Here is a 10,766-nt window from a genome sequence, read left to right as displayed (position 1 = left end):
AACATTTTTTAGAAAAGTTACCTAAAAGTTACCAAAAGTTACCTAAAATGTTACCTGCTTTTTATAATAAAATCATATATTTACGAGTAAAAGTAACAAAGTAACATGATTTTTATATATTAAGGGAAAAAAATTTTTAAATATAAAGGGGAGAAAGGGGGAGAAATAAAAATAAAAAAATAATTATATAAATTGCTGTTTTTGACGTTACTTTGTTACTTTTCACCCCAACTGCATGATAAATAAGGAAAAACTAGGTAACATTCAGGTAACATTCAGGTAACATTTTTTAGAAAAGTTACCTAAAAAGTTACCTAATAAAAGATGGGGGTAGCCGATTGATGTGCTTTTCCACATTTCTATGCCTAGATTAATAAAAAAATTTCACACCAACCGACATAAAAAAAATGGCGATCTACCTCACGCAGACCGCCATTTTTCTTGTTTTGGAGAACTGAAACGCCAGCGACCAGAACAAAACCGAGAATCCCGCTCAAGACTCAAATTGAACCGCTAACACAGGAAGTTAGTAGAACATAATTAAAATATACCATTTTTAAAATAAATACTATATATTTAGAAAATAAATGGTGTAATTTTTTTTAAAGGACATAGCCCGATGAACTTAACCGAGTTACTAGAAAAACGCTCAACAACAGTTGCAGCCATGAAAGCCCTTGCAGATGCAGCAGCAAAGGCCCAGCGTGATTTGACAGACGAAGAATCTGCACAGTTTGAAACTTTGAAGAACGAAGAACGAAGCATCCAAAAACAGATTGACCGTGTGGAATACCTGCGAAGCCTAGAGCGTGGCGCACCAGCCGACCACGTTGGTGACAACCACAATAAAGACTTTGAAAAATTAAAGCGTTCGGTATCGGTGCAGAACATCATCCAAGCACAGATTGCAGGGCGTAGCCTTTCAGGTGCAGAACTGGAATACAACAAAGAAGCGGAAAAGCGTAGCGGTAAAAAGGCGCAGGGTGCATTTATTCCGTTTGATTCACTGGAAACACGTGCAACGAACAACACAACCAGTGCCAGCGACCTTGTTGCAGCGAACCACCGCCCGCAAGACTATATTGGTGCATTGCGAGCTTCTAACATTGTTCGCCAGATGGGTGTACGAACATTGACTGGATTATCTGGTGATGTAGTCATTCCAAAATACGGCACAGGCTTATCACTTGGCTGGGTAGGTGAAGAAGAAGCAGTAACAGAATCAAATATGACATTTGATGCAGTTACATTGACACCGAAGCACACAGGCGGAAAAACTGAAATGAGCCGCCAGTTGATCCAGCAGTCAAGCCCAGACATTGAAAGTTTAATCCGTGAAGATTTGAGCTATTTAGTAGCCCAAAACATTGATGAAGCAATTTTGGCGGGTACAGGCGTTAAAGATCCTTTGGGCATCATTAACACACTAGGGGTATTAACAGGCAACACCCCTGCAACATGGGCCGAAGTTCTGCAACTAATCCAGCAAATTGAAGATGAAAACATTACTAACCTGCAATGGTTGGGGACAAGTGCATTAAAAACAACTTTGGCAGGTATTGAGAAATCAACAGGCACAGGGCAGTACCTATATCAAAACGGCCAAGTTGGTGAGCTACCTTTCAAAGTGTCAGCGAACATGCCAGCGAAAACAGCCATTTTAGGTGACTTCTCTCAAGTGCTTTTAGGTGTATGGTCAGAAATCGACATCCTAGTAAATCCATTTGCCGAGCCAGCTTATAGTCGTGGTGGAGTTCAAGTAAGAGCGATGGCGACTTGTGACGTAGCAGTCCGACACCCTAAGGCCTTTCTTGTAATGACTGATGCGGTTACAGGTGGCTGATATGGAAAAAAGAGCCTTTAGCGTAGAAAGCAAAGGGCGCACCCTACATGGTTATGCGGCTGTATTTGACAGCCCGACCATGATAGGGACATTCCAAGAAGTCATAAAAAAGGGAGCGTTCACACGTTCCCTTGCTTCTTTGGATGCGTCAAAAATTAAAGCCATTTATGAGCATGACACCAGTCAATTGTTGGGGCGTTTAGGATCTAACACATTGCGACTTTGGGAAGATGACAAGGGCCTAAGATTTGAGCTTGATCTACCGAACACCACACTGGGGAATGATGTAGCCGAATTGGTGAAACGTGGCGACCTTGCGGGTTGTTCGTTTGGTTTTATTGTTCGTAACGAACACTGGAAAGACAACAGCAGGGAATTATTAGACGTAGATCTATTTGAAATCACTTTGACCAGTAGCCCAGCTTATGAAGCGACCAGCGTAGACATTCGGGCAAAACGCCAAGCAATAAAAAGATTGTCAGCAGCGCAAAAATATTTGGAGTGCCTAACATGAGCAGACGCACAAAAAAACGCATTGAACAGAGAAATAACACTCCAGCGTATGACACCTATTTTGCCAATGTTTTAAATGTGCCTTTGGTAAATGCAAAAACAGCAGAATCTATTTCCACTGTTTACGCATGTGTTTCAGCAATTAGTGAAACTATTGCAAGCCTACCGTTTGAAGTGTTTAAGCGAACAGCGACAGGTCGGGAAAAGGCAAAAAACCATGCTTTGTATAAATTAATCCACGACAAGCCGAACCACTGGCAGACAGCCCTTGAATTTCGGGAGATGCTGCAAAGACATGTTTTATTGCGTGGAAATGCTTATGCAGAAATTAAGCGGGATCGTAAAGGCATCACAGCCTTAATCCCATTGCACCCCGATAGCGTCACAGTTTTATTGAACCACAATGGCCACCTTGTTTATGACGTTGTGCAGCATGATGGCAGCAGCAAACGATTACTTGCAGATGAGGTTTTGCATTTACGCTACCACCCAAGCGACAGCACACCGTATTTAGGACGTTCACCGATTCAAGTAGCACAGGACACCATTGCACTTTCATTATCCGAACAGCAGCACGGTACAAATACTTTTAACAATGGCACTTCATTAAATGGCGTGATTGAAACGCTACCGACCACCACAAAAGACCAAGCCAAGCAGATTAGCGATAGTTGGAAAGCTAACTATTCAGGTGTGAAGAACGCAGGGACTACCCCAGTGCTACCAAGTGGCGCAAGTTTTAAGCCAGTCAGCATGAGCTTGATAGATAGCCAGTGGCTTGAATCCAGACAGTTTAGCGTATTGGAAGTGTGCAGGTTATTTCGTATTCAGCCGACCATTGTGGGAGTGCTGGATAATGCCAACTACTCAAACAGTGTGGAATTGGCTAGACAGTTCGTGACACTCACATTAAAGCGTCATTTGCTGATGTGGGAGCAGGCAATTAATAACACATGCTTAACAGCGAATTATTACTGTGAACACAATCTGGATGGATTACTGCGGGGTGATAACACCAACAGAGCAGCGTTCTATCAATCGGCATTATCTAATGGCTGGATGAGCATTGATGAAGTCCGAGAGCTGGAGAATCTACCAGTAGGCGTTATGCAACAGCAACAGGGCAAGGCAGACGATGAAGAATCACACACTGTATAAGCCAAAGCAGCGAGCCATCCCATTGAATAGCAGACTATGGCAGAAGATCAGACAGTCTGTTATTGCTCGTGATAGTGGCTTATGCCAGATATGTGTAAAGCGTGGCTTAACAGTGGCAGGGACAGACGTAGACCATATTAATAATGATGGGGACGACAACACGCTGGATAACCTGATGCTGTTATGCCATGAGTGCCACAGCTTAAAGACAGCACAGGACATGGGCAAGCAGGTCAATTGGGGTTGTGATGTGAAAGGCAGACCACTAGACCCGAACCACCACTGGAACAAGGAAAAGCACACTGCATGGTATGACTTGCCAGAGTGGAAAGACAACAAATATGCACAGGCCAGCAAGCGATTGGCAGAGCTGCGAGCAGATCGAAAAAATCACGAAAAGGTTTTGGATGAAGCACCGCCCGCCCAATCACATTTATTCGGCCGAGGTCAGCGGTTTGGAGAATGAGCAATGACAATGAGAAAACCAACAGCACTAAAAGAGCTTTCAGGCAATCCAGGAAAGCAAAAATTAAATGATGCCGAACCCGAATTTTTACCAGCCGAAACCATTGCACCAGATTGGTTACAAGGTGAGGGCCTGCACCAGTGGAACAAACTAGCCCCACAGATGGCCCTTAATAATTTGCTGAATGTTGCAACCGTTGAACCACTGGCGACCTACTGCGATTTATTGGGCGCATACATTGACAGCCGAAGAAATGGCGAAGTTCCAGACATGCGTATTTTTAACAGCTTGCGTTTGATGGCTAAGGAGTTCGGATTCACACCAAGCAGCAAAGGCGGGATAGTCGCACCCGAAAAAGGGAAAGGAAATGACAAGTCAAGATTCTTTAGCTAACTACTATTTTTGCGAAGATGAAGCGGACAAAGTTATTGGATTTTTTTCTGAGTGCCTAACCCACAGTACAGGGAAATGGCGAGGGAAACCGTTTGAGCTTTTAGACTGGCAGATTAAATATCTGCGGGAGTTGTTTGGCTGGCGCAGAAAGGACAACGGCAAAAGACGATACCGCCAAAGTGCTTTATTTATTAGCCGTAAACAGGGCAAGACCGAACTTGCAGCCGCTATTGCCTTGTATTGTTTGCACTGCGAGAACGAACCAGCAGCACAATGTTTTAACGTAGCAGCGGACACGGATCAGGCAGGGATTTGTTTTAATGCAGCCAAAGCCATGACCGAGAACGAACAAGAGCTATTGAGCCGATCAGAGATTTATAAGCGTTCAATCTTAGTCCCGAACACAGGCAGCGTTTATCGTGTTCTTTCAAGTTCAGCAGGCACAAAACACGGATTGAATATTCACTATTGCGGGATTGATGAACTGCATTGTATTGATGATCGTGAACTTGTGGACGTTATGACGACAGGCGTATTGGCTCGAAACAATAGTTTGATTCTCTACACCAGCACAGCGGGATTCGATAAAAATTCAATTTGCTGGGAAATATGGGAATACGCCCGAAAAGTGCGGGATGGGATTATTGAAGATCCAACCTTTTTACCGTGTATATATGAAGCCCCCGAAAGTGCAGACTGGAAAGAACCCGAAGTATGGGCGCAGGCTTGCCCAAGTTTAGGGCATACGGTAGACCTAAGTTTTTATGAACAGGAATGTTTAAAAGCGCAGCAAGTGCCAGCTTATGAAAACGTGTTTCGTAGATTGTACTTGAATCAGTGGGTAGAGAGTTCTAGCCGTTGGTTGAGTTCAACAGTCTGGGATCAGTGTGCAGATGAACATTATCCAGACCTTACAGGTGCAACGTGTTATGCAGGTTTAGACCTTTCCAGCGTTCAGGACATTACAGCCCTAGTTTTGACCTTTCCGAACATTGCGGGCAAGACCTACACACTACCTTTCTTTTTTGTGCCACAAGTGCAGATTTGGGAGCGATCCCGAAAGGACAAAGTTCCCTATCCGCAATGGGTGGAGCAGGGCTTTATGGTTGCCACGGATAGCAAGGCAGTTGATCAGCAGGCAATCCGTTTAAAGATTCACGAACTAGCCGAAAAATACAATATTGCTGAAATTGCCATAGATAGATGGAACGCCAGCCAATTGATGACAGATTTAGAATCTGATGGGTTTAACGTGGTCGGATTTGGGCAAGGTTACGGCAGCATGAGCGCACCAAGTAAACAGCTTGAAATGATGCTGATAAATGAGGAAATCAAACACCCGAACAACCCAGTATTAAATTGGATGTGTGCCAATACCGTTGTTGAACAAGATGCAGCAGGTAATACCAAGCCAAGTAAGAAAAAGAGTTCTGAAAAGATTGATGGCATTGTTGCCCTTTGCATGGCACTAGGCCGAGCAATGGCGAATGTGGATTTAGATGTGAATGATTGTGAGGTAATTTTTTAATGAACTTAGTACAGCTTGCAGATTTAAAGATTCATTTACGGATCTTGCATAATTTTGATGATTCTTTGATTCAAATTTACTTGGACAGTGCAGAGCAGCACATAAAAAACTTTTTAGGCGTAGAGGACTGGGAAAAAGTTGCAGATGCACCAGCACCAATTAAGTCGGCAATTCTCTTGCTGGCAGCAGATTTATACCAGAACAGAACCATGCAGGCAGATCAGGCCCTAAATAATAACCGTGCATTTGATTTGCTTTTAGGCCCATACATTACAAAACAGGTGCATTAATGAATATTGGATCTATGGATAAACTTTGCATTATTGAAGAATTTACCACCACGTATGATGAATATAACTATCCTACAGAAACATGGGCGGAGTTCGCCAGATTGTACGGTGACTTTAGACCTTTGAGCAGTCAAGAAGCCATTTCTGCACAGGCGGAAAGGGTGAATTTTAAAGCCAGATTAATTACACATTTTATTGATGGCATTGATTCATCTATGCGAGTGCGGATCTATGGTTTAAGTAATGAACCAGAATTATTTGGAATTGATGGCGTGATACGTGACAACAAGACCAACAGGCAACACTTAACTTTTGAATTGCGAGAGCCAGAAATAGGCTGGGAATAACCAGCTTTTTTCGTTTCGTATAATGAATCTTATGTTAAATGATTAAAAAACAACCCTATTTTTTAAGTTGGTTTTATCGGTTATTCTGCGAGCCAACACAGCTAATTTTAAGAATAACCATGACACTTTTAACGATAGTTGAAGCCTCTAAACAGTTCGGGGTTACAAGGTCGAGAATTTACCGCGCTATTGATCGTGGGGAGATCACCCCACAGGTGAATGACGATGGCGCAAAGGTAATTGATGCGGCTGATATGGTGCGAGTATTTGGCACAAAAGCGAGTACACGTAAAACAGCACCGAACAAGTCCGATGCAATGCCCGCGCGACAGTCCGAGCAGATAGTCGAAATCTTGCAAGAACAACTAAAACAAGCACAGGAACGCGAGCAATTTTATAAGGCCGAAATAGCTAATATTAGAAAAGATTTTGATGATTTTAAACTTATGATTACTCATAACCCCACCCCTGCCCCACGAACAGAGGGCGAACAGCCCGAACATTTAAAACAGGGCAGAACGGACGAACCCCACGAACAGCAAGGGATAGAGCGTAATGACAGGGGAGTGACAGAGAAAAAGGAGCAGCCAAAAAGGGGGTTTTGGGGACGTTTCTTTCCTTAAAAAATTGAACATTTTTTTGTGATATTTGAATGTTATAAAAACTATTTTGTAAAGATTGTGTCACCTTTAAAACACGGATATACTCATTTTTGTAGCGGCAACAACGAAACTACAAAGTTTTTTTTGTGTATGTATGTCTCTCAAGTTAGATTTTTTTGAGCGAATACTACAGACACAAAAAACCCCAGATAGCAGTCTGGGGTAATTCGTAGGTTACTAACGTAACCGTTTTTAAATTAGTCACTTTTTCAGTTTGGCGACCAGAAAAGTGTATGTAAGAGAGCTTACGTTGATCATTATGTGAAAATTTTGCGCTTATCGCAATGCCTTTTTATACTTTAGGTATGAGAATTAAAATAATGATTTAATGTTTTAGCTTTTTTTGCATATATAAAATTGAGAAAGTGGCGCACATGGAGCGTCACAAATGACACTAAAACCTCTCACTAACGCGCGTTCGATTGGCCGCGCAATTGATAAATCAGACACTTCTATAAGACGCTGGGCGGACGATGGCATTTTGCCTGCACCTATCCAGATCGGAAAAAATCACTTTTGGGAAATCGAAGAAATCTGCGAAGCATTGCAGAAACTTGGTTATAGCGTTTCGCCTACTGATTTTAAAGAGGTGTAAGCCATGACTATTTCCCGCTTAGATTTAGACGACTACCAAGACACAGCCCTTGCAGCTAAGGCGCAGATGGAGCAACTTCACGCGCTTTTTAGACAGATCCAAAAGGAACTAGAGGACACCACACAGATAACAGCCAAGCACCTTGCAGACTTGGGGAATTATCTAACTGATAACTGGCTTTGCGAGTATGAAGAACTGGACGAACAGTTAAGCGTTCAGACCTGCGGGGGTGCGAATGAATATGCAAATTGACCCTACCGCAGGCACAGGAGATATGCCAGCACTCTATTACGCAGCCATGAATTACGTTCAAAATGGTTGGAAGATCACCCAGTTACCTAAACGCGGAAAACGTCCAATCCTGAATAATTGGCGCAATAAGCCTATCGAAAGCATTAGCCAAGTCGAAAGCGTGTGGGGAAATAACCCAGAATTTAATATAGGCCTACTTTGCTCAAATAATGGCTTAGTGTGTGTCGATGTAGATTTATTAAAACCCGAAGATCCGCCCGAAATGCTAGATGGCTTTCAGGAGTTGGCAATTTTAGAAAATCATTACGGTTTTAAATGTGTTTCAACGGTGGCCCAAGTCAGTGGGAGCGGTGGAAAACACTTCTTTTTTAAAGCACCTGCGGGGGTGGAATTTGTTGGAAACCCAACTAACCCCGAAACAGGCAAACCATGCAAAAAAATAGATATTCGATTCAATCACCAGATTGTCGTTGAACCATCCATCCATCCAGACACAGGGAAGCAATACCAGTGGATTGATGGCGGGATTTTAGCGAACGAAGCCAGCGACTTGCCCCCGCAATTGTTGGAAATAATCCGAAAAGACAGACAACGACAAACCACTGGACAACCGAAAAAAGCCACACCAGTTGCAGAAAGCGAACAATCAGACCTTGCCAGAGTGCGGGAAGCACTAAGCCATATCCCGCCAGACTGTGCCTATGATGAATGGGTGAAGATCGGAGCAGGTATTTATAGCGAATTTGGCGAAAATGGTTTTAGCCTTTGGGATGAATGGTCGAGTCGTGGCAGCAAGTACAATCCCGCAGAAATGCGGGGAAAGTACAGCAGCTTTGCCAAAATCACACAGGTTAGAATCCCAACTGTTTACCATGTGGCAATGCAAAGCGGCTGGAAACCAAAAGCAACAGCCGAATGGATACAGGCGCAAACCTTAAAACATTTCGAGGTTATAGACCCAGCAACAGGTAACGCCAGAGAAGCCAGCAAAGCGGCTGTAAAAATCTGCGACACATTCGCGGCAAAGTTAAAAGAAACCTTAAAGCTAGATCCTGCGGTTACATTGGACGACATTAAGGTAACTTATAAGATGAATCCGCTTATTGTAGATCGGTTTATTAATGAAACCATCCGCGATAAGAACAGCAGCGAAAAACTGCATTTATTGACCAGATCGGAAAATCTTAACTCACACCTAAAAAAAGATGCATGGACGCACCTAGTAGCAACCTATGGACAGCCGTATGACGCGGAAACCCTAGAAAAGGACATGAATGCTTTTATTGAAGAACAGACCGCTGGCATGAAGAAAGGAGATGCAGAGGATTTTGCCAAAAGTGTGCGACAGGTGATTTTTACACTTAGAAATGCAGTTTATTGGCATATTGACCATTACAACCAGCGAACCCAGTTAAGTTTTAGCGTTGATATGTTCGCACAGGTGCGAGAGGTTGAGCTTTTAGAAGATAAGGCACATTTCACATTGACGCATAGAAATATCATGCCGATGAAGAACACGGCCTATATGGACTATGATCATGCAGTTATTGAGGACTATAAAAAGCATTTTCCAGAGTTTGAATCAGTCCTAAGATTCCTTGTTATGTCACGATTTGCCCCAGATCGAAAAAAGTCATATTTATGGCTGCATGTTGTGAGTGACTGGGGGAAAGGTTTTTTTAAAGCAATCCTAGAAAATTTGCGCTTGTGTGTTGAGCTATCAGTTAAAGAAGTTGAAGGCATGTTTGAGGGGAAACCGTCAGGACAACACCCCGACAATTTCAGACGCGCCTTTGCTGTAATTTTTGACGAGTTTAAGACCGTAAAAAGCGAGATTAAGCAATTAGAGCGAAGAATAAGCCTTGCCCCAAAGTTTGAGTTACGAAGCGAAGTTGAACTATTTGCCAAGCTGTTTTTTAGTGCTGAGAACGTGCATAGCCTTATTGGTGCGTCAGGCATTGAAGATCAAATGGCGAACCGTTTTAACTGTATTCGGGGAGCTAATCAAAAATTAGAGGATCGGGAGCTTTTTAAAAAAATCGGATCATCCGAATACCTGCGACATTTAACAGGTTTTGCGGCTGAATATCTAAACAAGGGTGTGAAGCGGATGCAGGATCTTGGGCGGGTAAAAGCCGAAAAACATGCGTCCGAATGGCTGGGGAAATTCCACGAAAAATATGGAATAGACAAGCTGGGCAAACGATTAAGCCATATTTTGCCAGAGATTGCAGAGGAATTTAGGGAGTACCTATATCAGCAATGGAATTTCTGCGGGGGTAACTTTTCGCATGATTACCTATTCACAGATGCAAAAGGTAACTTATGCCTTAAAAAACCTCAAAAAGTTATTTCCGACTGGCTTAAAGAACAGTGCGACCCTAGCGAACTGGCTACCATGATGCACAAAAGAGATGAACTTCTTAAATTGGTGGCCCAAGATGGAAATGTTACCACCAGAGCTATTAAAAACCCCCATACTAAAGAAAACGCGCGAGCTATCACGATTCGCTAAATAGCCCGCAGTGGTGAAGAAACCCCTTGATTGGGGTTTTTTTACGCGCTTTTAACCGAAAAAGTAACATTTTAGGTAACATTTTTTAGAAAAGTTACCTAAAAGTTACCAAAAGTTACCTAAAATGTTACCTGCTTTTTATAATAAAATCATATATTTACGAGTAAAAGTAACAAAGTAACATGATTTTTATATATTAAGGGA

The 10,766-nt window shown here is 42.7% G+C and carries 12 protein-coding genes; all 12 read left to right on the top strand.

Features of this window, described 5'->3' with window-relative positions; translation table 11 throughout:
• Positions 1–619: 619 nt before the first annotated feature.
• The 12 genes from FTU98_RS13195 (at position 620) to FTU98_RS13140 (ending at position 10,562) form a co-directional block, all read left to right on the top strand.
• Positions 620–1,843, top strand: coding sequence for a phage major capsid protein (locus tag FTU98_RS13195; RefSeq protein WP_180051536.1), 1,224 nt, complete (start codon positions 620–622; stop codon positions 1,841–1,843).
• A gap of 1 nt (position 1,844) precedes the next feature.
• Entirely contained in the window at positions 1,845–2,357 is a 513-nt protein-coding gene (locus tag FTU98_RS13190; RefSeq protein WP_180051535.1) for an HK97 family phage prohead protease, read from the top strand.
• Entirely contained in the window at positions 2,354–3,514 is a 1,161-nt protein-coding gene (locus FTU98_RS13185; RefSeq protein WP_180051534.1) for a phage portal protein, read from the top strand. The genes FTU98_RS13190 and FTU98_RS13185 overlap by 4 nt, the downstream gene beginning before the upstream one ends.
• Entirely contained in the window at positions 3,492–3,980 is a 489-nt protein-coding gene (locus tag FTU98_RS13180) for an HNH endonuclease (RefSeq protein ID WP_257220053.1), read from the top strand. The genes FTU98_RS13185 and FTU98_RS13180 overlap by 23 nt, the downstream gene beginning before the upstream one ends.
• Positions 3,981–3,983: 3 nt before the next feature.
• Positions 3,984–4,373: a hypothetical protein gene (locus FTU98_RS13175; RefSeq protein WP_180051532.1), complete on the top strand. Its 390-nt coding sequence runs from the start codon at positions 3,984–3,986 to the stop codon at positions 4,371–4,373.
• Positions 4,348–5,901 (top strand): terminase large subunit, encoded by a 1,554-nt coding sequence (locus FTU98_RS13170; RefSeq protein WP_180051531.1) that lies wholly within the window; start codon positions 4,348–4,350, stop codon positions 5,899–5,901. Before FTU98_RS13175 ends, FTU98_RS13170 begins: the two co-directional genes overlap by 26 nt.
• A complete protein-coding gene (locus tag FTU98_RS13165; RefSeq protein ID WP_180051530.1) occupies positions 5,901–6,191 on the top strand; it encodes a head-tail connector protein in 291 nt (96 codons plus the stop codon). The genes FTU98_RS13170 and FTU98_RS13165 overlap by 1 nt, the downstream gene beginning before the upstream one ends.
• Positions 6,191–6,538, top strand: a complete 348-nt coding sequence (locus tag FTU98_RS13160; RefSeq protein ID WP_180051529.1) for a phage head closure protein — start codon at positions 6,191–6,193, stop codon at positions 6,536–6,538. The genes FTU98_RS13165 and FTU98_RS13160 overlap by 1 nt, the downstream gene beginning before the upstream one ends.
• Before the next feature lie 38 nt (positions 6,539–6,576).
• Complete coding sequence (locus tag FTU98_RS13155; RefSeq protein WP_257220052.1) at positions 6,577–7,161, top strand: helix-turn-helix domain-containing protein; 585 nt, start codon at positions 6,577–6,579, stop codon at positions 7,159–7,161.
• A gap of 427 nt (positions 7,162–7,588) precedes the next feature.
• Positions 7,589–7,795 carry a hypothetical protein gene (locus FTU98_RS13150; RefSeq protein ID WP_180051528.1) on the top strand — a complete coding sequence of 69 codons (207 nt, stop codon included), beginning with the start codon at positions 7,589–7,591 and terminating at the stop codon, positions 7,793–7,795.
• 3 nt (positions 7,796–7,798) lie between these two features.
• The gene (locus tag FTU98_RS13145) at positions 7,799–8,047 is read left to right on the top strand and encodes a hypothetical protein (RefSeq protein WP_180051527.1); all 249 of its coding nucleotides are present in this window, start codon (positions 7,799–7,801) and stop codon (positions 8,045–8,047) included.
• Positions 8,031–10,562, top strand: a complete 2,532-nt coding sequence (locus tag FTU98_RS13140; protein ID WP_180051526.1) for a bifunctional DNA primase/polymerase — start codon at positions 8,031–8,033, stop codon at positions 10,560–10,562. The genes FTU98_RS13145 and FTU98_RS13140 overlap by 17 nt, the downstream gene beginning before the upstream one ends.
• Positions 10,563–10,766: the final 204 nt, after the last annotated feature.

Source organism: Acinetobacter sp. YH12211, from assembly GCF_013418015.1.
GTDB lineage: Bacteria > Pseudomonadota > Gammaproteobacteria > Pseudomonadales > Moraxellaceae > Acinetobacter > Acinetobacter towneri.
Note: the sequence above shows the minus strand (reverse complement) of the source record. Positions and strands in the feature narration are given on the sequence as shown.

Coding starts and splice junctions, on each gene's coding strand:
- FTU98_RS13195 (WP_180051536.1), top strand. CDS start 620: ATGAACTTAACCGAGTTACTAGAAAAACGCTCAACAACAGTTGCAGCC.
- FTU98_RS13150 (WP_180051528.1), top strand. CDS start 7,589: ATGACACTAAAACCTCTCACTAACGCGCGTTCGATTGGCCGCGCAATT.
- FTU98_RS13185 (WP_180051534.1), top strand. CDS start 2,354: ATGAGCAGACGCACAAAAAAACGCATTGAACAGAGAAATAACACTCCA.
- FTU98_RS13145 (WP_180051527.1), top strand. CDS start 7,799: ATGACTATTTCCCGCTTAGATTTAGACGACTACCAAGACACAGCCCTT.
- FTU98_RS13170 (WP_180051531.1), top strand. CDS start 4,348: ATGACAAGTCAAGATTCTTTAGCTAACTACTATTTTTGCGAAGATGAA.
- FTU98_RS13190 (WP_180051535.1), top strand. CDS start 1,845: ATGGAAAAAAGAGCCTTTAGCGTAGAAAGCAAAGGGCGCACCCTACAT.
- FTU98_RS13160 (WP_180051529.1), top strand. CDS start 6,191: ATGAATATTGGATCTATGGATAAACTTTGCATTATTGAAGAATTTACC.
- FTU98_RS13165 (WP_180051530.1), top strand. CDS start 5,901: ATGAACTTAGTACAGCTTGCAGATTTAAAGATTCATTTACGGATCTTG.
- FTU98_RS13175 (WP_180051532.1), top strand. CDS start 3,984: ATGACAATGAGAAAACCAACAGCACTAAAAGAGCTTTCAGGCAATCCA.
- FTU98_RS13180 (WP_257220053.1), top strand. CDS start 3,492: ATGAAGAATCACACACTGTATAAGCCAAAGCAGCGAGCCATCCCATTG.
- FTU98_RS13155 (WP_257220052.1), top strand. CDS start 6,577: ATGATTAAAAAACAACCCTATTTTTTAAGTTGGTTTTATCGGTTATTC.
- FTU98_RS13140 (WP_180051526.1), top strand. CDS start 8,031: ATGAATATGCAAATTGACCCTACCGCAGGCACAGGAGATATGCCAGCA.